Annotated in this window: 26 protein-coding genes; 16 read left to right on the top strand and 10 right to left on the bottom strand. The window is 59.5% G+C overall.

Annotation, left to right across the window (positions count from 1 at the left end; translation table 11 throughout):
• Positions 1–8: 8 nt before the first annotated feature.
• From HBOR_RS09730 to cheB, 3 genes are read right to left on the bottom strand one after another with little or no spacing between them, the layout of a single operon-like run.
• A complete protein-coding gene (locus tag HBOR_RS09730) occupies positions 9–839 on the bottom strand; it encodes a CheR family methyltransferase (protein WP_006056960.1) in 831 nt (276 codons plus the stop codon).
• Positions 839–3,334: a chemotaxis protein CheA gene (locus HBOR_RS09725; RefSeq protein ID WP_006056961.1), complete on the bottom strand. Its 2,496-nt coding sequence runs from the start codon at positions 3,332–3,334 to the stop codon at positions 839–841. Before HBOR_RS09725 ends, HBOR_RS09730 begins: the two co-directional genes overlap by 1 nt.
• A 3-nt stretch (positions 3,335–3,337) precedes the next feature.
• The gene (cheB, locus tag HBOR_RS09720) at positions 3,338–4,522 is read right to left on the bottom strand and encodes a chemotaxis-specific protein-glutamate methyltransferase CheB (RefSeq protein ID WP_049890469.1); all 1,185 of its coding nucleotides are present in this window, start codon (positions 4,520–4,522) and stop codon (positions 3,338–3,340) included.
• 252 nt (positions 4,523–4,774) lie between these two features.
• On the opposite strand from cheB, the gene HBOR_RS09715 reads away from it, so the two are divergent.
• The 3 genes from HBOR_RS09715 (at position 4,775) to HBOR_RS09705 (ending at position 9,704) form a co-directional block, all read left to right on the top strand.
• Positions 4,775–5,257, top strand: a complete 483-nt coding sequence (locus HBOR_RS09715) for a chemotaxis protein CheW (RefSeq protein ID WP_006056964.1) — start codon at positions 4,775–4,777, stop codon at positions 5,255–5,257.
• A 323-nt stretch (positions 5,258–5,580) separates the two neighbouring features.
• A complete protein-coding gene (locus tag HBOR_RS09710) occupies positions 5,581–7,161 on the top strand; it encodes a uracil-xanthine permease family protein (protein WP_006056965.1) in 1,581 nt (526 codons plus the stop codon).
• Between the two features lie 71 nt (positions 7,162–7,232).
• Positions 7,233–9,704 carry a DUF5059 domain-containing protein gene (locus HBOR_RS09705; protein ID WP_006056966.1) on the top strand — a complete coding sequence of 824 codons (2,472 nt, stop codon included), beginning with the start codon at positions 7,233–7,235 and terminating at the stop codon, positions 9,702–9,704.
• Positions 9,705–9,863: 159 nt separating this feature from the next.
• Here the strand turns inward: HBOR_RS09705 and HBOR_RS19270 are convergent, their stop codons facing one another.
• Together HBOR_RS19270 and HBOR_RS09695 are read right to left on the bottom strand one after the other, a co-directional pair.
• Positions 9,864–10,085 carry a hypothetical protein gene (locus HBOR_RS19270; RefSeq protein ID WP_006056967.1) on the bottom strand — a complete coding sequence of 74 codons (222 nt, stop codon included), beginning with the start codon at positions 10,083–10,085 and terminating at the stop codon, positions 9,864–9,866.
• A gap of 70 nt (positions 10,086–10,155) precedes the next feature.
• On the bottom strand, positions 10,156–11,313 hold the full coding sequence (locus HBOR_RS09695; protein WP_006056968.1) for a mechanosensitive ion channel family protein: 1,158 nt from the start codon (positions 11,311–11,313) through the stop codon (positions 10,156–10,158).
• 94 nt (positions 11,314–11,407) lie between these two features.
• Here HBOR_RS09695 and HBOR_RS09690 point away from each other — a divergent pair, with 94 nt between their 5' ends.
• A complete protein-coding gene (locus tag HBOR_RS09690; protein WP_006056969.1) occupies positions 11,408–11,914 on the top strand; it encodes a metal-dependent hydrolase in 507 nt (168 codons plus the stop codon).
• Between the two features lie 14 nt (positions 11,915–11,928).
• On the opposite strand, the gene HBOR_RS09685 is transcribed toward HBOR_RS09690, so the two are convergent.
• Positions 11,929–12,792 (bottom strand): universal stress protein, encoded by an 864-nt coding sequence (locus HBOR_RS09685; protein ID WP_006056970.1) that lies wholly within the window; start codon positions 12,790–12,792, stop codon positions 11,929–11,931.
• A gap of 106 nt (positions 12,793–12,898) precedes the next feature.
• On the opposite strand from HBOR_RS09685, the gene HBOR_RS09680 reads away from it, so the two are divergent.
• The 7 genes from HBOR_RS09680 to HBOR_RS09650 all read left to right on the top strand — a co-directional run bounded on the left by HBOR_RS09680 (position 12,899) and on the right by HBOR_RS09650 (position 17,469).
• Complete coding sequence (locus tag HBOR_RS09680; protein ID WP_006056971.1) at positions 12,899–13,498, top strand: peroxidase-related enzyme; 600 nt, start codon at positions 12,899–12,901, stop codon at positions 13,496–13,498.
• Between the two features lie 21 nt (positions 13,499–13,519).
• Positions 13,520–14,041, top strand: a complete 522-nt coding sequence (locus tag HBOR_RS09675; RefSeq protein ID WP_006056972.1) for a hypothetical protein — start codon at positions 13,520–13,522, stop codon at positions 14,039–14,041.
• On the top strand, positions 14,034–14,969 hold the full coding sequence (locus tag HBOR_RS09670; RefSeq protein WP_006056973.1) for a tyrosine-type recombinase/integrase: 936 nt from the start codon (positions 14,034–14,036) through the stop codon (positions 14,967–14,969). The genes HBOR_RS09675 and HBOR_RS09670 overlap by 8 nt, the downstream gene beginning before the upstream one ends.
• Before the next feature lie 1,189 nt (positions 14,970–16,158).
• On the top strand, positions 16,159–16,338 hold the full coding sequence (locus tag HBOR_RS09665) for a hypothetical protein (protein ID WP_006056975.1): 180 nt from the start codon (positions 16,159–16,161) through the stop codon (positions 16,336–16,338).
• On the top strand, positions 16,338–16,634 hold the full coding sequence (locus tag HBOR_RS09660) for a hypothetical protein (protein WP_006056976.1): 297 nt from the start codon (positions 16,338–16,340) through the stop codon (positions 16,632–16,634). Before HBOR_RS09665 ends, HBOR_RS09660 begins: the two co-directional genes overlap by 1 nt.
• Positions 16,631–16,852, top strand: coding sequence for a hypothetical protein (locus HBOR_RS09655; RefSeq protein ID WP_006056977.1), 222 nt, complete (start codon positions 16,631–16,633; stop codon positions 16,850–16,852). The genes HBOR_RS09660 and HBOR_RS09655 overlap by 4 nt, the downstream gene beginning before the upstream one ends.
• Positions 16,849–17,469 (top strand): hypothetical protein, encoded by a 621-nt coding sequence (locus tag HBOR_RS09650; protein ID WP_006056978.1) that lies wholly within the window; start codon positions 16,849–16,851, stop codon positions 17,467–17,469. The genes HBOR_RS09655 and HBOR_RS09650 overlap by 4 nt, the downstream gene beginning before the upstream one ends.
• A 237-nt stretch (positions 17,470–17,706) precedes the next feature.
• Here the strand turns inward: HBOR_RS09650 and HBOR_RS09645 are convergent, their stop codons facing one another.
• Both HBOR_RS09645 and HBOR_RS09640 read right to left on the bottom strand, forming a co-directional pair.
• Positions 17,707–18,615, bottom strand: a complete 909-nt coding sequence (locus tag HBOR_RS09645) for a hypothetical protein (RefSeq protein ID WP_006056979.1) — start codon at positions 18,613–18,615, stop codon at positions 17,707–17,709.
• 171 nt (positions 18,616–18,786) lie between these two features.
• On the bottom strand, positions 18,787–19,962 hold the full coding sequence (locus HBOR_RS09640) for a hypothetical protein (protein ID WP_006056980.1): 1,176 nt from the start codon (positions 19,960–19,962) through the stop codon (positions 18,787–18,789).
• Positions 19,963–20,118: 156 nt separating this feature from the next.
• Here HBOR_RS09640 and HBOR_RS09635 point away from each other — a divergent pair, with 156 nt between their 5' ends.
• The 3 genes from HBOR_RS09635 to HBOR_RS09625 all read left to right on the top strand — a co-directional run bounded on the left by HBOR_RS09635 (position 20,119) and on the right by HBOR_RS09625 (position 21,391).
• Positions 20,119–20,526, top strand: coding sequence for a CopG family ribbon-helix-helix protein (locus HBOR_RS09635; protein ID WP_006056981.1), 408 nt, complete (start codon positions 20,119–20,121; stop codon positions 20,524–20,526).
• A 63-nt stretch (positions 20,527–20,589) separates the two neighbouring features.
• Positions 20,590–20,784 (top strand): cold-shock protein, encoded by a 195-nt coding sequence (locus tag HBOR_RS09630; RefSeq protein WP_006056982.1) that lies wholly within the window; start codon positions 20,590–20,592, stop codon positions 20,782–20,784.
• A 187-nt stretch (positions 20,785–20,971) separates the two neighbouring features.
• Positions 20,972–21,391: an arsenate-mycothiol transferase ArsC gene (locus HBOR_RS09625; protein ID WP_006056983.1), complete on the top strand. Its 420-nt coding sequence runs from the start codon at positions 20,972–20,974 to the stop codon at positions 21,389–21,391.
• Positions 21,392–21,527: 136 nt separating this feature from the next.
• On the opposite strand, the gene HBOR_RS09620 is transcribed toward HBOR_RS09625, so the two are convergent.
• Together HBOR_RS09620 and HBOR_RS09615 are read right to left on the bottom strand one after the other, a co-directional pair.
• On the bottom strand, positions 21,528–22,325 hold the full coding sequence (locus HBOR_RS09620) for a creatininase family protein (protein WP_006056984.1): 798 nt from the start codon (positions 22,323–22,325) through the stop codon (positions 21,528–21,530).
• A gap of 58 nt (positions 22,326–22,383) precedes the next feature.
• Positions 22,384–24,036: an acyl-CoA synthetase gene (locus tag HBOR_RS09615; protein WP_006056985.1), complete on the bottom strand. Its 1,653-nt coding sequence runs from the start codon at positions 24,034–24,036 to the stop codon at positions 22,384–22,386.
• Positions 24,037–24,120: 84 nt separating this feature from the next.
• Between HBOR_RS09615 and HBOR_RS09610 the strand changes: the two genes are divergently transcribed.
• Positions 24,121–25,413, top strand: coding sequence for an RDD family protein (locus tag HBOR_RS09610; RefSeq protein WP_006056986.1), 1,293 nt, complete (start codon positions 24,121–24,123; stop codon positions 25,411–25,413).
• Between the two features lie 294 nt (positions 25,414–25,707).
• On the top strand, positions 25,708–26,682 hold the full coding sequence (locus HBOR_RS09605; protein ID WP_006056987.1) for an aldo/keto reductase: 975 nt from the start codon (positions 25,708–25,710) through the stop codon (positions 26,680–26,682).
• Positions 26,683–26,703 lie beyond the last annotated feature (21 nt).

Raw genomic sequence — 26,703 nt, 5'->3', positions numbered from 1 at the left:
GTGTTATTTCACGGATTCGAGTTTGCCGCGTTCCGGTAGATTCTAAGTCGTTTCTCGACCGGATCGAACCGGTCGCGGCACGACGGCGGAATCGTCTCCGTCATCCCGATAGTGAGATAGCCGTCCGGCGTGAGTGCCGATCCGAGCGTATCGAATATTGCCTGTTTAGCTTCACTGTTGATGTAAATAAACAGGTTTCGACACACCACGAGGTCGAACGTGTCCGGCGGACGTTCTTGAACGAGGTCATGCTTTCGAAACGACACGAGGGATTTAACCTCGTCGGTCACGCGGTAGATGTCGCCATCGCGTTCGACGTACCGATTGTTCTGAGAGAGCGGTTCGAGTTGCTCTTCAATGTCGTTCGTCTCCGAGGCGTGATACTCGCCCGCGCGTGCGGCGCGGATGATCTCAGGCTTGATGTCCGTTCCCAGTATCTTCACCTTGTTCGGGTCGATTCGGTCGTCGTCGTGTGCCAGCATCGCCATCGAGTATGCCTCGCGGCCGTCCGAACAGGCCGCGCTCCAGATGTTGACGCGCCCGTCGGAAGCGATGTCAGCGATAACTTCTCTGAGGGCGTCCCATACCTCGGGGTTGCGGAAGAAGCTGGTGACGTTAACGCTGAGCGCGTTCAACAACGCCGTCTGTTCTTCTTCGTCGCCGTCGAGCAGCGACTGATATTCGTCGTAGCTCTCGACGCCGCGTCGTCGCATCCGTGCAGAGATTCGCCGGTCAAGGTACGCGTCGTTGTACGAACTCGTCGCAAACGATAACGACGATTCCACGTAGTCGAGCAGTTCTCGGAACGTCGGATCCGACGACGAGTCAGTTCGCGCCATCAGTCCGCCGCCTCCTCGACTTCACCCGAGTCCTCATTCGATGGCGGCGTCCACTCGCGCATCGCCTGTTTTCCGCCCTCAGGGAGTTCCAGCGTACTCACATCGAGGATAGGGATAACGTTCCCGTCACCGATGACCGCCGTACCGGACAGCCCGTTGGTCCCGCTGAGCGGCCCTTGCAGCGGCGTGACAACGACTTCCTCCTGTCGGGTGACGTGATCGCAGTGGAGTGCGACCTGTCTGTCGGCCGGGCGGATGCGTACGATCATCCCGCTGTCGCGTTCGTCGATGTCCACGTCGAGAGCGTCGCGGAGACGAATGAGCGGGAAGATGTCGTCCTCGTGGACAACGACCTCCGCACCGTTGACCGTCTGGACCGCTTGCCGACGGGAAATCTCGTCGATGTACTTGATGGGAACGCCGAACTCGCGTTCGCCGACGCGGACGAACAGCACCTTGATGATGGCGACGGAGACGGGAAGTCGGATCGTAAACACCGACCCCTCGCCGGGGGTACTCGACACGCCTACGGAGCCATCGAGCGCTTCGACAGTGGTTTTCACCACGTCCATGCCGACACCGCGGCCGCTCACGTCCGTAATCTCGTCGTTGGTCGAGAGACCGGGGTGGAAGACGTACTCGTACACCTCCTCATCCGGCAGTTCGTTCAGTTCGTCGCGCGTTGCCAGTCCCTCGGAGACGACTTTGTCGCGGAGAGCGTCCGCGTTGATACCACTGCCGTCGTCGGAGACCGTGATAACCACCGTGTCGTGTTCGCGCCGTGCGGCGAGTTCGACGGTCCCGGTTCGGGACTTCCCGTTTGCCTCACGTTCGTCGGGCAGCTCGATGCCGTGGTCTACGGCGTTCCGTAGAACGTGCATCAGCGGGTCGGATATCTCGTCGAGGATGGTCCGGTCGAGTTCGATATCCTCGCCTTCGACCTTGAAACGGACGCGCTTGTCCTGTTCGCGCGCGATGTCGCGGACCATGCGCGGGAACTTGTCGAACACCTTCTTCAACGGGATGAGACGCATGTCCATCACCGTGTTCTGGAGGTTCGTCGAGATCTTGTCCAACTCGTCCAGCGTATCGAGTCCGCTCGTCATGTCGGCCTCTCCCTCCATCGCCTGCCGGAGTTTGATACGGCTGGTAACCAGTTGCTCGACGAGTTCGTGGAGTTCGTCGAGTTGGCCGACGTCAACGCGAACGGACTTGACCGCGGAGATGGACCGGTCTTTCTCCTTTTTGTCCGACTTCTTCGACTCCTTTTTGTCACCGTCGCTCCCGCTGTCGTCACTGCCACCGTCGTCGCTAGCGTCGTCTCCGTCGTCGGTATCGTCGGAGTCGTCTGTATCGCTCGCCTCGGCGGTGTCTCCGTTGGCCGTCTCCTCGCTTGCGGCGGCCGACGAATCGGCTCCAGCGGATGCGCCGTCGGAGGTGCCGGCTGTCGTCTCGTCGGCGGACGAGTCGTCCACGCCGTCAGCGTCCGTCTCGTTTCCGTCCGCTGATTCGGAGTCGGAGTAAGCGGATTCGACGGCGGCGACGGCCGCTTCAGCCTCCGAGGGTTCGACCGCGCCGTCCTCACTCTCGTCGGTGTCGGCTGCGTCTTCGTCAGTGGATTCGGGATCCGACGCGGAGTCCGACGCAACAGCAGGTTCGGCCGCTTCGGGTTCGTCTGCGGGTTCGGTGCCCGTCCCGTCGGCGGTCTCGGCTACCGTGTCAGGGTCGAAATCGTCAGCGAGGATGGCGGAAACGTCGGTGAGTTCGGCGTGTTCGACTTTCCACTGGTCGGCCAGAAGCGGGCCGAGTTCCGACTCGGGCGTGCCGGCGATGAACAGGGTGAATCCGTCCTCGAACTCGCCATCTTCGATGCTGTCGATGTCCGGTGACGACCCCACTACGTCGAGGTCGTCCGGGAGACCGCCAAGGAACAGGCCCGCGTCCACGCCCTTCATCTCTCCCGCGTCAAGTTCGATAGCGGCGTGGTAGAGGAGTTCCGTGTCGGCCAGTTCGTCGCTGTCGGGGTCTACCGTCTCTGCGGCGACGGCGAGGGCGTCGTCTCCCTGCGAAGACGTGTCCTCAGTCGTCGCCGGCTCCTCGTTTCCCGCTGCGTCCCCCTCTCCTTCGGCGGCAGCGCGAATCTCCTCGACGAGATCCGACGGGTCGCTCTTGGACTCGCCGTGTTCTTCGATGTCGTGGAGAATGTCCAGAATCTCGTCCATCCCGTCGAAGATGAGGTCCATTCGGTCGGGCGTCACCTCCAGTCGCTCGTGGCGGATCTCGTCCAGCAGGTCTTCGACGGCGTGTGCGACCGTCGCGGCGTTGTCGAAGCCCATCGCACCGAAGTTGCCCTTCAGCGTGTGGGCCTGCCGGAAGATGTCGTCGATGGCCTCCGTATCGTCGGGGTTCGCCTCCAGTTCGAGCAGTGAATTGTTCAGTTGGGTGATGCTCTCTTCGGATTCGGTAATGAATGCTTGGTATAGTTCCTCGTCCATGGTTCAGTCCTCCGTTAGTCCGTCCAGAATACTCGATGCGACTTTCTCCGCGGGGGCAACGACCTCGATGCACCCCGTTTCGATTGCCCGCATCGGCATCCCGAAAATCGCTGACGTTGCTTCGTCCTGTGCGACCGTGTGTCCGCCCGCCTCGTGGATTCGGCCCATGCCGTCCACGCCGTCGCGTCCCATCCCGGTGAGGAGAGCGCCAGCCAACGGCCCATCGACGGTCTCGACGGCCGATGCCATCGTGAGATCGATAGCCGGCTTGACGCCGTGAACCGGTTTGGTATCCGTCAGTTTCAGCGTGAGTTGGCCTCTGCGATCTCGGTCAACAACGAGATGTGACCCGCCGGGCGCGACGCGCGCCTCGCCAGCGCCGATTTTCTCACCGTCGGTCGCCTCCTGGACGTTGTACGCCGACCGCGTGTCGAGGCGGTCGGCAAACCGACGAGTGAACCCTTCCGGCATGTGTTGGACGACGAGAATGCGGAGGTTCGCGTCCGCTGGTAACTCGCCGAGAACTTCTTCGACGACGTTCGGGCCGCCCGTGGACGCGCCGATGACGAGCGTCGATACGTCGGGGAACGACCGCTTGAGTCGTGATTCCGGAGACACCGGCGAGGTTGTCTGTTCACGCTCGCGGCTCCGGTCGGTTTGCGTCGTCGCTGTCTCCGTCTGACTGTCGCGCGAGGGCGCAGTAGTGACGTTACCCTTGGTTCGCTCGGTCGCCGAGAGGTCCACTGCGGCAGCGGACTGGACCTTCTCGACGAGTTCGCGCTTGACGCTCGGCATCGAGGAGGTTACTTCCCCACCCGGTTTCGTGACGAAATCGACGGCACCCTTATCGAGCGCCTCGAACGTCACGTCGGCGTCGTCTTCGGCGTGTGCAGAGAGCATCAACACCGGCGTCGGACAGTCCTCCATGATGGCTTCGACCGCCTCGATGCCGTTCATCTCGGGCATCTCGATGTCCATCGTCACGACGTCCGGAGCGTGTTCTGTGACAGTTTCGACAGCTGCAGCCCCGTCAGACGCCTCTGCGACTACGTCGATACCCCCGTCTTCGAGGAGGGTGCGAATGAGTGTCCGCATGAATCGTGAGTCGTCAACGATGACAGCACGCGTGGTGCCGTCTGCCGTGTTCGACCCCGATGCGGTGCTCACTGTGACCCGCCCCGAAGACATCCCTCTCGAATTGTTCGCCGCACGCGCCCGGCGTGCGAAGAACGGTACCGCAGTCCGGCGAACGGCCGGCGTCCGGACAGTACCGTTCTGACTGCTTTCTGACCGCTCATCTATGACTATTCTTCCTGAGTAGGGGTCTTAAACGCTCCCCGGCGAGAATCACGGCTGATAATCGGGTACGTACCTTTATGCACGATTTGACGCGAGAATTCTGATAAGCCGGTGACGCTCGTGCGTCACGGGAGATACACCATGTCGCAGGAACCACAAACTGCTGCCGTACCCAACACGGACGAGTCCGACGAGGAGTCCGTTCGAGAGATACAAGTACTGGAGTTCAAACTCGGGGACGAGACGTACTGCGTCGATATCGAATACGTCTCCGAAATCGTGGACAAAGGTTCGTTGACTGCCGTCCCGAACGCCCCCGACTACGTCGATGGCGTGATGGACCTGCGCGGTCGAACCACGTCCATCGTTAACCCGAAGGCGTTGTTGAACGTCGATGCCGCCGACGGCGAGTCCAAGCGTATCGTCATCTTCGATTCGAACAAGTTCGAAGACGACGCCGCTATCGGGTGGCTCGTAGACGAAGTGTACCAAGTCGTCCGCGTCTCGATGGACGAAATCGAGGAACCCCCGTTAGAGAAAGACGACTCCATCGAGGGCGTCATCAAGCGCGATGGCGAACTCGTCATCTGGATCTCGCCGGTTAACGCCGTCGCTGAGAACTGAGCGGAGAGAACGGGAACGGCCTCAGTCACTTCGCTCGACTGCACCGGCGAACACGGAGACACCGATAAATTCGGTGTCACCACATCCGTGGGTCGTTAGACGCCACCACGCCCGTGAATCGCTAGATACCGCGTGATGCCTGCCGTTCGCGAACGGCCGCTGCGGCAGTGATGTCGCTGCCGTCACGAGTCGCAGGGGTACCGCGTCCATTTCCGCGAACGCGTCCGAGAAAGGTGTCGATTTACTAACTCTAACTGGGCGACAACGAGGGATATTTGTGCGTCGGAACGGACCCGAACGACGAACATGGACGGCGATATCTCATGAGTCAGTCCGACGATTCCTTCGTGGAGTACGGTATCGAAGACGAACCACCGCTCGGAACCTCTCTTCTTCTCGGCGTACAACATTATCTCACGATGGTCGGCGCGAATATCGCCGTCCCGCTCATCCTCGCGGGCGCACTCGGCATGCCCGACAGTATCGTTCCGCGATTTGTCGGGACGTTCTTCGTCGTTTCCGGCATCGCCACGTTGGCGCAGACGACGTTCGGGAATCGCTATCCCATCGTCCAAGGCGCACCGTTCTCGATGCTCGCACCTGCGCTTGCCGTCGTCGGCGTCGTCACCGCGTCCAACCCGGCCGGGCCGGAGTGGCAGGCGGCGCTCCTCCAGTTACAGGGGGCAATCGTCGCCGCCGCGGTGATCGAAGTCGCCGTCGGCTACTTCGGTCTTCTCGGCAAACTCCGCTCGTTCCTCTCCCCGGTTGTCATCGCTCCGACTATTGCGCTCATCGGTCTCTCGCTGTTCAACACGCCACAGGTCACTGCCGCAGACGGTAACATCTCACTCCTCGCGTTGACTCTCGTCCTCATCGTCATCTTCTCGCAGTACATCGACACCGCCCACCGCGTGTTCCAACTGTTCCCCGTCCTTCTCGGAATCGTCGCCGCCTACCTCGTTGCGGCCGCTCTCTCGATAACGGGAGTCTACGCTCCCGGAGCGCCCGGCTACGTTGACCTCGAATCGGTTCTCGCCGCCCCCGCCTTCATGCCGATTTATCCCCTCCAGTGGGGCTTTGCAGGCGGTCCGAACACGTTCACCGTCGGTCTTCCACTCGTCGGCGATATGGCGTTCGGGATCCCGCAGTTCAGTTCGTCGTTCATCATCGGCATGCTCGCGGGCGTCTGCGCGTCGATGATCGAAAGTCTCGGAGACTACCACGCCGTCGCGCGACTGTCCGGTATCGGCGCGCCCTCGGAGAAGCGTATCAACCACGGCATCGGCATGGAAGGTGTCATGAACATCTTCTCGGGACTCATGGGTGGTTCGGGTTCGACTTCCTACTCCGAGAACATCGGCGCAATCGGGCTGACGGGCGTCGCCTCGCGGTACGTCGTCCAAGTCGGTGCGGCCGTCATGTTGGTCGTCGGTTTCGTCGGTTACTTCGGCCAACTCGTCGCCACCATCCCCGACCCCATCGTCGGCGGTCTCTACATCGCCATGTTCGGGCAGATCGTCGCCGTCGGTCTCTCGAATCTGAAGTACGTCGATTTAGACTCCTCGCGGAACATCTTCATCGTCGGCGTCACCCTGTTCGTCGGACTCGCCGTCCCCACGTACATGGGTAACGTCGGGTCCGCGAAAGCGCTTCAAGACGGGATGCAGAGCGTCGCCTTCCTCGGTCCCGTCCTTGGAACGCAAGTCGTCTCTCACACCGTCTACGTCATCGGTTCGACGGGCATGGCCGTCGGCGGTCTGTTCGCGTTCATTCTCGACAACACGATAGAGGGAACCCGAGAAGAACGCGGCCTGAACGAGTGGGAAGATGCGGCCGAGTCGGACGAAGACTTCGCGTCTGCGTACGACAGATTCGTCAGCGACCGCGGAACGAAAGGAGATTAAGTACCCGAACGTTTCAATTAGGTGTGCCTAAACTTCGAAGTGTTTTTGTATTGTTTAGGTAAGCCTAAAGCATGCGACGAACTCGACGAGATTTACTCAAAGCTAGTGCGCTCGCAGCGGCGACCGCCACCTTCGCTGGCTGTAATACGCAATCCGATGGATCTGCCGAGACGGAAGCAGAGACCGCTGGCACGGGAACAGACGCCGAAACCGAATCGGCCGAGACCGAAACGTCGGTGTCCGTCGATGCCGCCGTTGCCGTCGCGGCGGAGTGGAACGCGTACCGCGCCCGACTGTACGACGCGCTCGCACTCGGCGTTGCCGGGAAGACGACCGCCGGTGCCGGAGTCGCACAGCAGACGTTCAAACGTTTCGAGGGTGCGTCCGGGGAGTGGGGGGCACACGAACAACTCGAAGCGACGAACGAGTCGAACTACGAGTCGTTCGAGGAACACCTCGGCGGTCTCCGGTCTGCGCTCTCCGAGGGGTCCATTGACGAAGCCCGGAGCATGGCATCGCAGGCCGACCAGAACCTCCTCGCAGCACAGCGCGGGCGCGTCGATGGTCCAGTCATCGACGCACTCTCGATTGCGCTGTACGGCGTCCGCACCCGCGACGTGGCGATGCTCGCCGCCGCAGACTCGACCGAAGCGGCGGCGACAGTTGGCGAGTCCGTCCTCGAAGACTTCGAGAACGCGTCCGTTCACGATGCGGTCGAGGAAGCAAGCAGCGAACTGTACGAAGCGTTCGAGGGGGGCCTGAAGTCGGCCGTCTCCGCCGCCGAAAAGGACGACGCCGAAGCCGCGAAGACGCAGGCCGAGAAGGCCTTCGGTGCCGCTCTTTCGGCGGGATACGAACTCGCGCCGGAGAAAGTGGCCGGTGTGGCCGAACTCGCTGCGCTTCAGTCGGTCGGCTTCGACGCCGCCGCGGTCGCCAATTTGAGCGGCCCCGGAACCGAGTACGCCCACGCCGCTTCCCTGACGCGCTACCGCGCTCGCGTCTACGACGTCGACTGGTTGGCCGCTCGTGGTGAGTCCGACGCGGCGGAGAAGATGGCAAAGGACGTGTTCGCCGACTTCGAGGGTGCTCGCGCGCACGAGGCACTCGAAGAAGCCGACCACGACGCCTACGAGTCCTTCGAGGGTGGTCTCTCGGACCTCCGGAAAGCCATCAAAAACGGCGACGCCGAGGCGAGAGCGTCCGCCGTCGAGTCGATCGATGCGGCGCTTCTGGCGGGCATCGAAGCGCTCGTCGGCGGCGAGGCGAGCGCCGTCCTCGAATCCGCGTTCTTCCGCGCTCGCTTCGCCGACGCGAACGAACGCTACCAGCGCGGCGAGAACGATGTCGCAGCCGAAATCGCCCAACATCTGTTCGAGCGCTTCGAGGTGAACGAAGCGGGCTTCCACGAGACGGTCGAAGAGACGAGCGAGGATATCTACCACCGCTTCGAGGAGGAACACCTCTCGGCGCTCATCACGGCCTACAAGAACGGCGACGACGAGGCCGTAACCAAGCACCACGAGGGCGTCCTTTCGACGCTCGTTGAGTTCGAGTCGATGATCGGAACCGCGTACTCGGCCCCCGCCGAGAGCGCGTTCATGGCCGCCCGCGCCTTCGACGCCGCGGCGCTTGCTACACTCGGCCAATCCGACCGCGCCGCGTCCGTCATCAAGTCGGCGTTCACCGCCTTCGAGAAGGACACTGGCGGGTTCCACGAGTCGCTTGAACACGCCGACCACGACCTGTACGAGTCGTTCGAGTCCGAACTGTCGGCCGTTCGCTCGGCGGCGAACGACGGCGGCGACGTGTTCGCTGCCGCGACGGCGTACGAAACGAAAGCGGTCGATGCGATCTACGCCGTCGTTGCGAGCGGGTCCGGTGAACTCTCCGGCGTTGCCGCGGGCATCGTGCAGGCGGCCTTCCAATACTTCGAGGGCGCAACGGTCCACGAACTGCTCGAAGAGGCTGACAAAGGCGCTTACGAGACGTTCGAGGCCAAAATCAGAGACTTGAAGAACGCGCTCGAATCCGGTTCCGAGGTCACGGTTGCGCTGAACGCGTACGCCGACGCGACGACGACCGCCCAGTTCGCCGTCGCCGGTGCTATCGAGAACGCTCCCGCCGGATCCAGCGGGTCCGGTGAAGCGGAGACCGAGAGCGGCGAGACTGAGTACACGGGCGGACCGAACATCGTTCCGGCAGACGAGGCCGACGCCGACCACGTCGTGAAAGCGAAAGCGGCCGCGTTCAAGCCGAGCGAACTCACCGTCTCCGTCGGCGACACGGTCGCCTTCGAGTGGGCTGCGGGCGACGCACACAACGTCGTCGCGCGCGAGGAGAAACTGCCCGACGGAGCCACGTACTGGGCCTCCGGCGGGTTTGACTCCGAAAAGGCAACACAAGAGGGATGGGACAACGGTAAAGGCGCCCTGACGGAAGGAACCGCGTACGTTCACACGTTCGAGACGGCCGGCGAACACCCCTACTACTGCATCCCGCACGAGGCCGCAGGCATGGAAGGGACAATCGTCGTCGAGGAGTAACGCGGACGCCCGCTCTGATTTCGCACAGCGTTGACGGGTCCTGCCGTCTCCGAGGTCATGACGGACCTCGAACTGCCGGCAATCGACACCGCGAAGATGTACGAGAACGAGGCGGAAGTCGGCGCGTCATCGATCCCGATTCGGCCCCGTGGCACTGAGTTAGCGCCGCTCGTCGTCGTCGGCTGTTTCCGATGCCGTACCTGGTCGCATCTGCTCTCCCCTGGAGTGACGCGCTTCAACACCCGCGCGGCCGAGTACGACGAGGACAATGTAGCCGACTGCACCGACGGCGAACAACAGCACCGGGATCGAGAACGGTCCGTACGCTCGAACGAATCCGTCAATGAACTCGGCAACGACCGTCTGGAGCAGTGCGGCCATACGCCCGATTGGAACGCCCGCGAGTTACCCCTTCGGGTCACGTCCGCTCTGTCACCGCGTGGTGACGGCCTCAGTCGGTGTCGCCCGGTCTCTCTGCTTCCACCCGAGTAGTCTCGTCCGCTCTAACGTGCCCGTCGTCTCGCACTGAGACAACGCTACCAGCATCCGGTTCGGATGCGGCCGTCGAGAACGTTACGTCGCGTTTCGGATACGGAATCTCTATCTCGGCGTCGGTCACTGCCATATAGAGCGCGCGGTTCAGTTCGTGTTGGGCGCGGCGGCGACGCGTCGGTGCAGCAACCCAGCAGAGCAGTTCGTACTCCAGTGCGGAGCTACCGAACCGGCGGAATCGCATGCGCGGTTTCGGTGAATCGAGGACCAACGACTCCGCTTCGGCGACCTCGATAGCGAGTGCTTCGAAGTCATCTACATCCGTTCCGTAGGCGACGCCGAGAGGAACCCGGATACGCCGTCGTCGCTGGGGCGCGGACTCGTTCGTAATCTTCGCCGCATTGAGGACGGAGTTCGGCACGGTTACCATCAGTTCGTCGCGGGTGAGTAGCGTCGTCGAGCGGATACCGACCTTCACGACCGATCCGGAGGTGCCGTCGTCGAGGACGATGCAGTCGCCCAGTTTGTACGTGTCGTCGAAGTACAGTGCAATACCGCCGAAGAAGTTGGCGACGGTGTCTTTGGCGGCGAACCCGACCGCAATCCCCGCAACGCCCGCCGCCCCGAGCAGTGGCGTTATCTCGATTTCCCACAGCCAAAGCAGAGTGGCTGCACCGCCGAGAAGGACGACGAGCGTCCAGACGTTCGAGAAGACGGGCGCGAAGTCGAACCGCCCGCCTCGGTCGTTCACTTCCTCAACCAACCGGTTCACGACACGGTTAGCCGCGTACGCCCAGACGAGGACGATAAGCGAGAGCGAGGGACGACCGAAAAAGTTCCGCAGCAGTTGGGCGGAGAACACCGTCGAATCCCTGACCGCAGGGACCTGGGTGAGCAGCAACACACCCGTGAGCGCCGCGGTAACAACCAAGGGGAGGCGCAACTCCGAGAAAACGATATCGTCGTACGTGCTATCGGTGTGAACGACGTATCGTCGCGCCGCACGGAGAACAACGAACTCCAACGCGACGGCGGCGAGAAGAGAGACAAGGAGGAGACCGACGGTGGCCTCGATAGCTGAGAGACCCGCCAACGCGTCGGTGAGTGGGGCGAACATGAACAAGACAGGTCGTGTCGGAAGATAACGGTTTCCCGCCCCGCCGTCGATTCGGACCAATCGGTTTTTCGGCGTTCCGCTGGGAGACGAAGATATGTTCCGTCAGGGCCACTACGGCGTTTCGCTCATCGTCTTTGCGCCCGTCGGCTTCGCCCTCATCCACCTCGGTCGCCCGGACCTCGCGTTCGTCGTCGGTGTGGTGATGCTCTGGTTGGCGATGCTGCCGGACGTAGACCATCGGATTCCCGGAATCCCGCATCGCGGTCCGACGCACTCGCTGGCGTTTGCCGGCCTCGTCGGCGGCGTCTTCGCTCTCGTCGGGCAGGGATTGGTGTTGGCGGGCGTCGATGACATCGGACTCGCCGCCATCGCAGACGGGAGCGTCGTTGTCTTCGGGTTTCTCGTCGGCTTTCTCACCGTGTTCGCGCACCTCCTCGGCGACGCTCTCACCCCTGCGGGTGTGAACTTCCTGTGGCCGCTCTCGGGCTACGAGTACACGATTTCGGCGTGGCGCGCGGACAACAAACTCGCCAACTACGGCTTGTTCGGCGTCGGTATCTTCGCCGTCGCCGCCGCGCTCTATCTTGCGGTCACGCTGTAATTGGCAGTGGGGCGTCAGACGTTACGGACACTGACGACCGGAACCGGCGAGGTTCGAATGGTCTTCTCGGCGACGCTCCCGAGAAGGATCCGGTCTACCGCTCGTTTGCCCGTCGTCCCCATCACGACTGCGTCCGCCTCGTTTTCCGCCACGCAGTCGAGAATCATCTCGTGCGGCGACCCGCGCTCGACGTGACGGACCACATCCACATCGCGCGATTCCGCCGACGAAGCAACGTTCTCTACTGCCTCGTTTGCCGCTTTCTCACCTTCGGCCTCCGAGACTGCAGAGCGGACATCGAAGCCGAGGAGCGAGTCGTCTACGGCGGAGAGAACGTGAATTGTCGCATCGAGCGCGGCCGCCACGTCGATTGCGTGTTCTGCGGCGTGCGTCGCCGCCGGACTGCCGTCTGTCGGGACAACAATGCGCTCGTAGGGGAACGCCAGCGCTCTGTCGGTCCCGGTACGGGCAGTGAGGACCGGTTGCTCGCAGAGACGGACGACTTTCTCAGTGACGCTTCCGAGTAACTGGCGCGACAGCCCTTGCCGACCCCGCGTCGGCATGACAACCACGTCGTAGTCGTACCGGTCTGCGTACTCGACAATCGTCGGCACCGGATCGCCCTGCACTACGTCCGTCGAGTACTCCACGCCCAACGAATCGAGCACTTCTCCGGCCTCATCGACTATCTCGCTGCCTTCCTGTTCGAGTGCGTCAACCACGTCGTTTTCGACGACCGTAACGCTGTCGCGGGCCGTATCTGCGACGAACAGCAGTTGGACGCTCCCGCCGGTCCACTGCGCTATCTCGCCCGCGTGATACAGCACTTCGTTCGCACCGGTGCTACCGTCCACTGGGAGGAGGATGCGTTCGTACATACTGGTACGACGAGCGACTGGGGTTAATCGCTTTCCCACAGTCTTGGTTTTCGAGACGACTTGTGCGCGGAGCAGTCCTTAAGCATCGACCAGGATATTCGAATCCATGGTCGAACTAGACGACGACGCGATGACGCGATTCCCCGTTCCGGACGAAGACGAACTGCCCGCTGATCTGCGAGAGCGAATCGAGGAGGAGACAGAACGCTCGGGCTTTACGCCGAACGTCTTCGCGGCGTTTGCGTACAAGCCGAGTCACTTCCGCGCCTTCTTCGACTACCACGACGCTCTCGTAGACGACACCGCACTCGACAGAGAGGAAGTAGAGATGATCGTCGTCGCCGTCTCGGGCGTCAATCACTGTTACTACTGCAACGTCGCCCACGGCGCACTCGTCCGCATCTACGCGAAGGACCCGACGCTTGCAGACCAACTTGTCGCCAACTACCGGCAGGCGGACATCTCCGAAAAGCGGATGGCGATGCTCGACGTCGCCGTGAAACTCACCGAGTCGCCGCGCGAAGTCACCGAAGACGACTTAGACCGACTCGCCGAGGTGGGGTATTCCGAGGAAGCGATGTGGGACATTGCCTCGGTGACGGCCTTTTTCAATCTCTCGAACCGCATGGCGATGTTCGCGGACATGCGACCGAATGACGAGTTCCATTCACTTGGACGTACACAGAATGTAGACAGCGATAAGTGATAGGAGATTGAACGGTGGTGTATGGCAAGGCCGCAAATACACCTCCGAGTCAGCGAGGACCAGAAGAATCGCTGGCAAACGTACGTCGAAGAAAACGGAGAGTACGACACCCTTACCGACTTGATTCGTACGTCGGTCGAACGGGAGATTAGCGACGTAACCACAACCCAAGGCGGGGGTAACGCCGATAGTGGACGGTTAGACACCCTTGACGAAAGAACAGACAAGATACTGTCACGGCTTAGCACGATAGAAGGGGCGTTGGGAGACGCGCTTGAAGCCATGCATACCGCGGGGGTAGAGGTTGATGACACTACTGCCTCATTGTGGAACAAACTACCCGAAGGAGGTGACAATGCACAGACGGTTGAGGAAATGATGGAACACAATGAGGCGATGGGCGAGAGGGGATTAGCAAAATACCGAATCCGACTGGAACAACTTTTCAACAGCACTAACGCGGTGAAACGGACGTACATACGCCGAGAAAACGACGGAACGGAATACGAGTTGCAACACCCCGCTTACTACAAAGATGTCTGAAATAGATACCTTCCAGCAACATGTTTCGGTAAAACAGACTGAGGGGACAGCAAACCGATATGCCTCTGCTATCCGTCGATACCGAGACTGGCTTGACGAGAGAGGAGTTGAATTCGGTGACGCAAACCAAGACGACGTTGAGAGTCATCTCCTTGATTTAGCAGACGAGGATTACGCTAAAGGGTCGCTGAAGATAGCGAGGGCAGGGATAGCTAAGTTCTATGACGAAATGTACGACTACAACCCTGTTGAGGATGTCTCAATAGGGTCGTGGACAGCGGTCAAGAAGGGTAGTAAGAAATCTCAGTCCTTGCGGGATGACGTACACTACCTCACTCCTGATGAGGTGCAACAGTTAGTCGATAACGTCCATTCCCCGCCGAAACTCCGCAACGAACTGATTATCAAGATGCTATTCCAAACGGGGATGCGAAGAGGGGAGTTGTGTAAGGTGAAACTCCATGACGTTAACCGCGAGGAACGGTCGATTCGGATTCATGCTGATAAGACACACAGCAACCGTACGGTCTACTACCAACCCTCGCTATCTACCCCGCTGAATATCTGGATTGACGCCGAACGCAACGGGGTGCTGACAGCGGATGATTCGCCGCACCTATTCCCGACGCAGAAGGCGGAACACATCAAGCCAAACTCGGTTAGCCGAATCGTCCGAGAGGCGGCAGAGGAGGCGGGGATTCAAGAAGTGATGTACCACGATAAAGGCGGTCGACCCAAGCGGAAAATCACGGGACATACGCTCCGTCATTCGTTCGCCGTAGCCGCATTGAAGAACGGTATGGACGTACGGACGTTGCAGAAACTCATGGGGCATGCCGACATCGAAACGACACAAATGTATCTTGACCTTGCTGACGACGATGTGAAAACCAAGGCGCGGCAGTTCGGCCCCTCGCTCGAATCGTAGCCGCCGATATTTTGGTGGATTCTCTGGCAAAAAATTTCAAATAAAATCGCTATACGGTGGTGGATTCGTATATACTGGATAGAACATCGATACGTCGCGGGCGTTTTTCCACCACTACCCCGCTGAAATGGGTCCTTTAAGTAGTATTCTAATTAATGCGGAGGGAGGGTATGCCCCGTCTGTCGATTTGTGGTTATTTATTCACGATATATTGATAGTCAATTCTACCCACTTTGTGTTATTCGGATAAAGGGAAGTGCATACGGCGGATTCGATAACTCAGCCGCATATGAGATAACCGATACACATACGATTCGGTTGAGGCGTCTCTGAGAGGCGTCAGAATCGGCACAGATTCTTGGCGAAAATCATCGTCTGAGAAGAGAAATCGCTGAGAAACAAATCTGAGGCGATTGAGCGGAATTGATTACTCAGAGGAATGATTGGTTCGATTCTATGCGCCCTAATCATCGTCAGAATCGGTTTCTGGTTCGACCAAGAGGGAATCATTGTCCAGAATCAGCAAATCGAATCTGAGGCAAATTGAGGCGGCTGGCGTCAGCGTGCGGTTGCGGTCCCCGAGGATGCGGTTGCGGTCCCCGACGCCGTTGACGGTCGCCGTTACGAGAGGCAAGCGATTGAACGAACGTCTGGAGATGGAACGAACATCGATGGCGGTTGGTCGGTCCCTTCCCGAGTCTGAGGCGGTGTCTGAGGGGAGGAAACCGACCGGCAACGTTCGTAAAGGAGGGGTGGATACGTTCGTAGAGTACCTATCAGTTCGTTAGTGGCAATACGAACGTAGTGTAATTACGAACGTATTCTAATACACTATAGTAATATCGCGCACGCGAGAGAACACCCCGTGATTCTCTCAAAACCCCCTAATATCAAATTTCGGCACCACAGATGCCGATAAATGTTCCTTTCCTCGTACGAGACATGACCATATCAACGTATATTCGGATGCTTTCGGATATTTGTCGGGTTCGCATAACCGCTGGCACCCATTGACGGTGGGATAATCAGCGTATCTTACCAATCCTCGTATCGCCTCAGAGGGGATAATGAGAGACGCTGATGTAAGAACGACAGAAACGCGGTCAATCGCTGTTATCAGCGTCGTTAGAGGGGCAGTGCCGTGATAGTAGCTCAATGGTGGAACCTGCACAACGTATTAGATGAAGCAATGGCACGAAGCAAGAGTATCAAAGTTCACGACTATGAGAAAGACCTTCTCGATGAAGTGAACGACGAGCGGTTTGGCGGAGAATTGGCATACGGTCAAATAATTCAGTACGCGGTCAACGAGGCGTACGGCATCGACGTTCCGATTGTGGCTAACGACGATACGGGGGTGACGTTCTGATGAACGCTGTTGGTGTCAATCGACTCCTGAGCCAAGGTGATACGATTCGATTCGGTCAACTCGAATCTAAGCACCTTGAGGCGGCACGTTCAAGGGTCAATCTCACCGCTATCGACGTTGACGCCGCGAATCAGACGGAGTATGTCATCCAAAGGAAAAACGTCCGTGATGGAGAGGACGTATCGCTAAATGACAACGCGGTCGTTCTCGGTACGGCGGTTGCTGACAGCCCTACCTATACGCCGAAACTCTGGTTCGCCGTTCCTACTTCCGCATATGGGAGTGATTCGGAATGACCGAGGATTTCCAGATGGATGAACGAGAGGACTCCCGTCTCCTCACCGTCGACGTTGCGGAGTTGAACGCCAAGGAGATAGTCAACGGGCTTCTTGAGGAAGGCGGGTTCAACGCCCAAGAAGTCAAGAATGCGATTGAAGAACTGGAACGTGAGGAAGAGGACGAGAACGAGGGTCGCCGTCACTTCCCGCGGGGGTACAAGGGGGGTTCGGAATGACGTTCAACCCCTTTGCCGAAGGGTGGGACCGTGACGGAGATGCCGCCGAAGACCGTCCCGATGCAGTTAACGAATGGTTTGAGCCAGACGAAGAAGTAGGGTACGAGGTTGGTCTACCCCTTGCCTCTGTGGACTATGATGAGTACCCCGAGAAAGACGAACTGTACGACGCTGAATCGGGAGACATTATCCGTGAGATAGCCGCACACCCCTTGACTAACGGTGCGATAGACGTGGCGGCGGAACTTGGCGTTAGCGAAGAGACCGCGGCAAGGGTGCTTGGCATCCATGACGCGGAGCAACGGGGTACCCACGGTGGTACCCCTACCGTCGAAAAAACGGTTGACGGTATCACCCTCCCCCATCCCGATGATGCTGACGGCATCGTCGTTCGCCGCGACCAATTCAAGGGTGCCCCTCACGACAACGGACGGATTCTCGAATATCTGTATATCAGGTGTGGTCTTGGCGTCAGCGAGATTGAGGAGGTGCTGGATATAGCGGAGAACGACGCCGTCGACGGTCGCCGTATGCTGGCGAGGCACCGTCTGATTGAGGAAGAGTACGAACCGCATCCCCTCAATCGGAGCGGTCCCATCCAAGCGGGTAGCTTCTAACAACCTCTTTCTTCATCCCCATGTTTCAGAGTAACACTCCATAGCCGTAGCTATCTGGTATTTGTGACATGGGAGTGTGCGGGGATAGGGGAGCAACCCCGTCCCGCATGACTAAGCGATGGACGAAAGGACAGTCCCGTAATGCCAGCATCATCTCCGTCCCGTTAACGAAGGTAGGAGGCGCTCCTCTCCCGCCTCATACTATCCGTAGTTAGGGTTCTGTGTGGAAAGTCGAATCTATTTCATACCTGATATAATTCTCTGGGCTTCGTCAATAGCATCTAACACATTCGTGATGTCACTTCGATTGTAGACAAGTGACCTATTCGGATGCATGACATGGTTTCGAATATCTATGATTTTTCTGAGACTATCTATATCATCTTTTGCTTCAAAACCGCATGCTTCCACAAAGTGAGGATTTGAACTCCTCAGTATTTCCATAATATCTCTAAGGGTCGTATATTCTGCAATATGAACATCTCTTCCGCTCATGCGTTCTTTTTTCCAGCGTCCAACGTTACTATCTCCAATTTTAGTTATTAGCTCTCTCGAATCTGGATACTCGTTTTCAATTCTCGTTGCTAATTGGGAGGTCAACTCAGCAAAAACACTATACAGCATCTCTTTCATCATCCTGTCATTTATATCAGACAATGTGATAATCTGATATGGGTTTCCGACAGGAACTTCGCTTTTCGCAATTTCTGGATATTCTTCTCTAAGTTCTTGTTCAGTAAATACACTAAATGGTTCGTCAATTCGGTCTTCATAATATTCCTCGACCTTCTCTTTTTTGAGGTACTCGTCCTGAGGTGTTCCAATACTATGAGGTAATACAAATTCACCAGCGTCAGTCACAATGTAATAGGAGCCAATCCTACGGTCAATCAGTAGAAAGGGCTTATTTTGAATCAACCTCAATACGTCCATTAAGTGTGTTTCTTCATGAATTATTTGTTCCTCATCTAATTTCATCATGGTGTCATTTTCTAAGTTGTAAAATTTATTTTCTGAAGGTATTGGTATGTGTGTATAGCCCAAATCTCTGTATCGGGAGAGGTTCTCCGAGTAACTATCAATAGTCTCTACTTCTGCTTCTGATGCAATCCATGCCGCGATATGCAAGTGGTTTTCAATATCCATGATTGGAGTTGGTTGTTCACCTACATTAATCAAGGTAAATGAAGCACATTCTCGGGGATGTTGACGCTGTGTATCTATTTTAAATTAGAACGATAAGTTCCACACGCTCGGGCGCGACTCCGGGGAGTAAATCCAAACGGAGTCAGAAACGCCGAGCCGTCGGGGACGGGATCAGAACACGCCGAACAGGAATCCAAGTCCCATCGAGATGAGGATAGCCGCGGAGATGGTCGGGAAGTGTTCAGCGACCGACTCGACGCGGTCTTCATAGCGGTAGTAACCCGCGACGAGCAGGAGCGTCAGCGAGACGATGCCGACGATGACAGTGAGCGCGTAGATGGTCATGAGTTCGAGACAGTAGTTCGATCCGGTACAGAGGAGGATAATCTCGAACTCCTCCTCGTGGGCGAACCCGAGGAGGAACGCGAACCACGCGATACTCCATAGACTCGTCTCCGCGGGATCCGACCCGAGACGGTGCGAGTGTGAGTGCCCGCCGACGAACGGCAGTGCAGACGTGAGACGTGCGAGGACGCCGTCTTCGTGGTGGTCGTGTCCGTGTTGGTCGTTGTGGTGGTCGTGGCTGTCATGGTGGCTGTGGTCGCCGTGTCCGTGTTGGTCGCTGTGACGACGCTCGTCGTCGTGATCTTCGGAATCGTGGTGACCGAGAACGAGGTTGTGATGTCCGTGGTCGTCGTGACTGTGGTGACTGTCGTGGTCGCTGTGGACATGGTGAACCCCGTGTTCACCGTGGTTATCGTCGTCGCTGTGAGCGTAGAACACGCCGTGTTCGTCGCGTCCGTGTTTACCGACGTGAACGTGGGTGGTGTCGTGTTCGCCGTGGTGGCTGTGGCCGTCGTGTTCGCCGTGGTGGCTGTGGCCGTCGTGTTCGCCGTGGTGGCTGTGGCCGCCGTGTTCGCCATGGTGGCTGTGGCCGTCGTGTTCGCCGTGGCCATCGTGGCGACCGCCATCGTGATGGTCGGTGTGGGTGTCGTGGTCATCATGCTCGCCGTGGTCGTGGCTATCGTCGCCACCGTGGTGATGACCACCACCGCGAAGTTCGTACAGTCCAAGAAGGATCAGCAGAACGCCCGCAATCTGCGAAATCCACGGCAGTTGCGTCAGATTGAAGTAGGACTTCGCGGCGAAGAAGACGACGACCATGGCGATACTACTCACGAGATGACCGATGCCGAGGATGGTCCCCGCGGCGGCCCCGTACAGCCACTTGTTCCCCTTTTCCATCGCGTACGTGGCGGCGATAGGCCACCCGTGACCCGGTTCGACGCCGTGAACAAAGCCGAGTGCGACCGCGCCGCCGATCAACCCCCACAGATCGCTGACCATACGAATAGGTCCTCACCACTGCGTATAACGCCTGTTAAGACCGATATGGGGGTTCCGTAATAATCTACGTCGCTATCGAATTATGGGTTGATGGGACAGAGAAGCGGCGGTTGGTGAATGCGACGTTTCTTAGGCGTCCTTCGCGGAGAGGCCACCATGCGAACGAGTCTGAACGTGCCGGACGACGTTCTCGCGGAGTTCGACGCGGTGTGGCAGGCCGAAGGCCTCGACTCCCGGTCCCGCGCGATTCGGGAAGCGATGCTAGAGTACGTTGAATCGCACACGCGACTGGAGGAGGCCGAGGGCAACATCGCGGCCGTCGTCGCGTTCGACTACGAGCACGAGGCCGTAATTCAGGAACTACACACGGTCCAGCACGACTTCGAGGGCGTCATCGAGGCGACGAGTCACACTCACCACGGCGACTGGTGTTTCGAGGTGGCGTTCTGCGACGGTCCCGCCGAACGTGTCCGCCGACTCGTCTACCGACTGCGAGACTTCGACGCGGTACGTCGCGTCTCCGTCCTTTCGTTGACGGCAGCCGCGACGACAACGGATCACTGACTGTCGTGCTGACGGACCGACGGCGGAAACCTTATCAGGGTGGTCACCCTCAATCCACCCGCAATGGCGAAAGGTACGGTTGCGTTCTTTAACGACACCGGCGGTTACGGATTTATCGAAAGCGAAGACTCTGACGAAGACGTTTTCTTCCACATGGAAGACGTCGGCGGCCCGGACCTCGAGGAAGGTCAGGAAGTGGAGTTTGATATCGAGCAGGCCGACAAGGGCCCGCGCGCGAAGAACCTTCAGCGCCTGTAAAGAACGCAACACGACAGCGGTACTGCGGTCGGCGGTCACGTCGATTCTCACCACGATTCTGCGGTATTTTATCCATCCTGAGCGGCAGGTTTGGCGGTACTGCGTGCTGTCACACATCGTCTCGTGTTGTCGCGCCTCACCGCGGCAGTCGAAGCAGTGATACCGCTCTCCGAGAGAGCACTCTGTGATGACGGCACCCACGGTTGCGTTCGTCTGCGTACAGAACGCGGGTCGAAGCCAGATGGCAACGGCGTTCGCAGAACAGGAAACGGCCGACAGAGACCTCGACGTGAACGTCGTTACCGGTGGCACGCGCCCCGCAGACCACGTTCACGAGAACGTCGTAGAGACGATGTACGATGTGGGATTCGACCTCTCGGACCGCACGCCGCGAGAGGTGACGTTCGAGGAGATTTCCGGGTCCGACTACGTGATCACGATGGGCTGTTCCGCCGAAGATGTGTGTCCGGCCGGATGGGGCGGCGAGAACCGCGACTGGGGACTCGATGACCCACACGGGCAGGACGCCGAGACGACTGCTGAGATTCGTGACGAGATACAGCGCCGTGTCGCCGCCTTTTTCGACGAGTTAGAAGCCGAACAGTAGTTGCGGTGCGCCGTACCGGCGCTCACAGATCGCCGCGAGCGCCCTTCTCTCGGATCTCCGCCGCGCGGGCGCGAATCGCCGCCCACTCCTCGTCGTCTTTGGTATCGACGTGTGAGTACAGTCAGTAACCGGACACTCACCGCCGACTGCCGGGTTGTGGGTCAACGTGCGCGGGTTCCATCAGGTCCTCGAACCGCCGGTCGTTCAACCACTCGATGAGGTGAACTAACTGCTCCGTTGCGGCCTCGAACAACCGCTCACCCGTCTCTGGGGTCGCATCCGTCTGGTCGCCGAAGACGCCGTTTTCGGAGTTTTCGATGGCGTCATAGAACGTGCGAGCGCCGTGTTTCATGTACCGATCCGAGTCATCGAGATCGACGAGTCCGCCGTCACGCGCGTCTTCGAGTCGGTCCTCGCGGACGAGTTCGGGTGCGATGTGCATGATCATCGCCGTCTCCTTCGGACCGCCGTGCGGCCCGTTGTGTTCGAACACCTCGTTGACGAGGTCCGGGATGGACTCGTCCCACATCCACTCGATGGCGTACATCGTGCCGTCGTCGCGGAGTCGCCGACCGACCTCGCGGAGATGTTGAGCATTGCCGCCGTGGGCGTTCACGTACACGACGCGGTCGATACCGTGGTACGCGAGGTTGCGCGTCATCGACTCCACGTAGTCGCGGAACTGCGGGGCGTCAACCCACATCGTTCCGTGGAACTGCCGGTGGTGCGGACTGACCCCGACGTTCACTGTCGGCGTACAGAGTACGTCTGTCCGATCTGCGGCCTCACGAGCCAGTGCCTCGGCAATGAGGTGGTCAGTTGCGAGCGGGAGATGCGGGCCGTGCTGTTCCGTCGAACCGAGCGGAACAACTGCGAGTGACTCTGCGGCGACGTAGTCTCCGAGTTCGGGCCACGTCCGGTCTGCGACGTACATTTACTCGGTAGAATCGGTGTCAGAGCGTAAGAAAGTACGTGAGGCGTCAGTTGTCGTCTTACTGCCCAAACAGTTCCTCCTCTCTGCTCCGGAGTTCGATACGGCGAATCTTCCCCGAAGATGTCTTCGGCAGTTCATCGACGAACTCCACCCGACGGGGGTATTTGTACGGGGCCGTCTCCTCTTTCATGAACTCCTGAATCTCGTTCGTCAACTCCTCGGAACCGTCGTATCCCTCGGTCAGGACGACGTACGCTTTCACCACGTCGCCGCGTTCCTCGTGGGGCGACCCGACGGCGGCCGCCTCCGCGACGGCCTCGTGGGAGACAAGCGCGTCTTCGACCTCGAACGGGCCGATGCGGTAGCCCGCGGAGATGATGATGTCGTCGGCGCGGCCCTCGAAGAAGAAAAAGCCGTCCTCGTCGCGTGAGGCCAAATCTCCCGTCCGGTAGTAGTCGCCGTAGAACGTCTCCTCGTCCAAGTCCTCGCGTTCGTAGTAGCCGTCGAAGATACCCGGGCAGTTCACGGGGACGGCTATCTCACCGATTTCGCCCGGGGGGAGTTCTGTCTCGTCCTCGTCGATTATGGTCGTCCCGAGACCGGGCGTCGGCTTGCCCATGCTCCCCGGTTTGACCTCGATGCCGGGATAGTTCGTCACGAGGGCCACGGTCTCCGTCTGTCCGTACCCGTCGCGCGGCGTGACGCCGAAGGCGGACTCGATGGCCTCGATGGGTTCACGGTTCAGCGGCTCACCTGCCGAGAGGGCGGCGCGCAAGTCGATGTCGTACTCTGAGAGGTCGGCCTGCGAGAACATCCGGTACTGCGTCGGGACGGCGCACAGGCGTGTAACGCCCTCTTCCGCCATGATCGAGAGGAACGTTTCCGGGTCGAACTCGCCGTCGTAGAGCAACTGCGTCGCGCCCGTCGTAATTCCGACGCCGACCGGACTCCAGAACCATTTGGCCCACCCTGTGCCCGTCGTCGCCCAGAGAAGTTCGTCGTCCAAATCGGCGGGTTCTGCCGTCTCACCGGGCGGTACCTCGCCCTCGGCGGTGACACCCCACCAGTACGGCGCGTTCACGAGTTCGAAACATCGCATCCACCGGTGGCGGTGCATCACTGGCTTTGGCTGTCCCGTCGTTCCGGACGTGTAGTTGATAGACATCGGATCCGAGGATGCGAGTTCGGGACCGTCGTGAGTCGCCTCCCTGCCATCGACGAGCGAACTGAACGACTGCCAGCCCTGTGGGGCACCGCCGAGGCTGATGAAGCGTTCGAGGGGCGTCTCTTCACGCACCTCGTCTACCATCTCGACGAGGCTCTCGTGAGCGACGACGGTGGACGCCTCGCAGTCGTTCGCTCGGTAGGCGATATCCTTCGGCTTCAGCATCGACGAACACGGGACGAGAATCGCACCGCGCTTCAGCGCACCGAGTTGGATGGCGAACACGTCCGGGTGTCGCGGGACGAGATGCATCACGCGGTCACCCTTGCCGACACCCATCTCCGCGAGGGCGTTGGCAAAGCGGTTCATATCGTCGCGCAGGTCGGCGTACGTTCGTTCGTCGCGCACTCCGTCCGCGCCACGGAAGCGGACTGCGACCCGGTCGCCGAACGAGTCGGCGTGCGACGTAACAACCTCAGGAAGGTTGTAATCCGCCGGGATGTCCCATTCGAACTCGCTGACGGCGTCGTCGTATGATAGTACCATGCACACACCATCGCAAACGTTGTGAATAATAATTTGGGTCAGTGGTTCGGTATGTCTATACGGTTCCACGGCAACGTCGAACTAATGCCCTCCGTGAAGCTATTCGGGTCGATTCACGCCGACCGCCGGTCGAAAGTCCGGCGCGAGTTGGCGTCGTTCGCCTCGGATGCGGACGCTCTCTTCGTGGAGTACCCAACGGAACCGTACGACGCACGGGAGTACGTCGAGCTGTTCATTCGCGCTCCACTCGTCACGCTCGGATTCCTTCTGACAGCGGTGATGCAGAAGCCCCTCTACGCGCTGTTCAACCGCGATGCCTATCCCGCCGAGGTGTTGGCGGCACGTCGCCTCGGTGCGGAACGAGACTGCCCCGTCGTCGCCGTAGACGAACATTACCGCGGAATCGTAGACGCGGTCGGACCCGGGCAACGGGCGATTGAATGGGGAATTCTCGTCGGCGCACTCGTACTAGCACCGTTCGCCGTCGGGGGGACGGTTGGCTCGATTGCGCTTGCGTTCTCCGTCAGCAACGCCTCGTACCGGGTACACAGGCTGTTCTGGGGTGTCGTTTCCGTCGCGGTTACCGCCGTGGTTGGGTGGTTCTGGTTTTTCGAGTCCGATTCGCTCGTGGTGTCGGGGTTCATACTCCTGCTCGCCCTCGTGTTCGCGTGGCAGATGCGGGCTACAATCGGCCGACGAAACGAGTTCATGCTGGACCGCATCGCCGCGGAGTGTGACGAACACGGCTACGAGAACGTCTGTTTGACGACTGGCTACGCGCACGTGTTCGGTCTCGGTGCAACGGCGTCAGACTACGGTCTTGACGTGGCCGCGACATACATCCCATCGTGGCTTCGTGGCGGCCGAACTGTCGAGGGTGCGTACGGACGTAACCGGGACGAAACGGTCGCGTTCGATGCGGACAAACCTGTGTTCGGACGGCGGATCGCCGCGCTCGTCGTTGACTGGATGGTGTTGATTCCGGTGATCGCTGTCGGGACGACCGTTGGTATTCTCGTCGTCGGAATCAGCATAGAACTCGCAGGGGCCGACTTCAGTTCGTTGGCCGACTGGCAGGTCGTCGCGCTCCTGCTCGGCAGTGCGTTCCTCGCGGACATGGCCTACTGGACTGCATTGGAGTCGAGATACGGCAAGACGGTCGGCAAGCGACTGGTTGGCTTAGTCGTCGTTGACGCCGACGACAGATACCCCGGCGTTCGCACTGCCTTGCGACGGAACATCCTCAGGCCGGTCGATTGGCTCCCGTTCTACGTCGTCGGCGGTCTCGTTGCGCTAGTCACGAAACGCGGGCAACGACTCGGTGATCTCGTAGCCAATACGCGCGTTGTGGTCGCCGACGCCGACGATACTGCGTAGTCAGCCCTTCTCTCTGACTTCCGTGAAAAAACACTGCGCCGAGGAGTGACTGCCGTCCCTCGGTCGGCTCCTACAGTATCGGTACCGCGGCGGTGCGAGCCATCTCCCCGTGCCGCCTTCCCCGACCCATGTTCTATGGTAGCACTTCGGAACTCCCGCTTACGACTATACGGTTACCAGATAAAAATCCATGTTACCGATTACCTATACCTGAGAGAACACCCACTCCCAAAGGCGGCCGTCCCCACCGCCTCGCATGGTTTTTTCGTCCGCGCAGTGGTGTCTACGGATGACATGGAGTATACGACGCTCGGTGACACCGGAATGGAGGTGTCCAGAATCTGTCTCGGCTGTATGAGTTTCGGGACGAGCGACTGGCGCGAGTGGGTAGTAGACGAGGAGGCGGGCAAGGAGTTAGTGGACAGGGCTATCGAACTCGGAATCAACTTCTTCGATACGGCGAATATGTACTCCGAGGGCGAGTCTGAGCGCATCCTCGGGGAGGCGTTGGAAGGCCGCCGCGACGAGGCGGTGGTGGCGACGAAGTTGTACTTCCAGATGGACGACTCAGATCCGAACTCCGGCGGCCTCTCGCGGAAGGCAATCGAACAGGAGTTGGACAACTCGCTCGACAGACTGGGGATGGACACCGTTGATCTCCTACAGATCCACCGCTGGGATTACGATACGCCCATCGAGACGACACTCCGAGCGTTGGACGATGCAGTTCGCCGCGAGAAAGTTCGGTATCTCGGCGCGTCGTCGATGTGGGCACACCAGTTCGCGGAGGCCCTCCATACCTCGGACCGACTCGGCTTCGACCGGTTCGTTACGATGCAGAACCACTACAATCTTCTCTACCGCGAGGAGGAGCGCGAGATGCTTCCGCTCTGCGAGAAGGAGAACGTCGGCGTCATTCCGTGGTCACCGCTCGCCCGCGGGTGGGTCGCTCGTCCGCACCAGGAAGCACGTTCGACCGAACGGGGCGAAACTGACGAACTCGCCCACGGGCATCCGTATCTCGAAGGCGGCGGCCGAGAGATAAACGAGCGCGTGCAGCAACTCGCAGACGAGAAGGGCGTGAAGATGGCACAAATCGGCCTCGCGTGGTTATTCCACAAAGACTGGGTGGACGCCCCCATCGTCGGAACGACGAGTATCGAACACCTCGAAGACGCCGTGGAGGCGCTCGATATCTCACTGTCCGATTCCGACATCGACTACCTCGAAGAACCGTACGAACCCGTCCGCGTCTCTGGGCACGACTGAGTTGGCGGCCCTCATCGCCGA

The sequence above is a fragment of the Halogeometricum borinquense DSM 11551 genome, from assembly GCF_000172995.2.
In the GTDB taxonomy this organism is placed as follows: domain Archaea; phylum Halobacteriota; class Halobacteria; order Halobacteriales; family Haloferacaceae; genus Halogeometricum; species Halogeometricum borinquense.
Note: the sequence above shows the minus strand (reverse complement) of the source record. Positions and strands in the feature narration are given on the sequence as shown.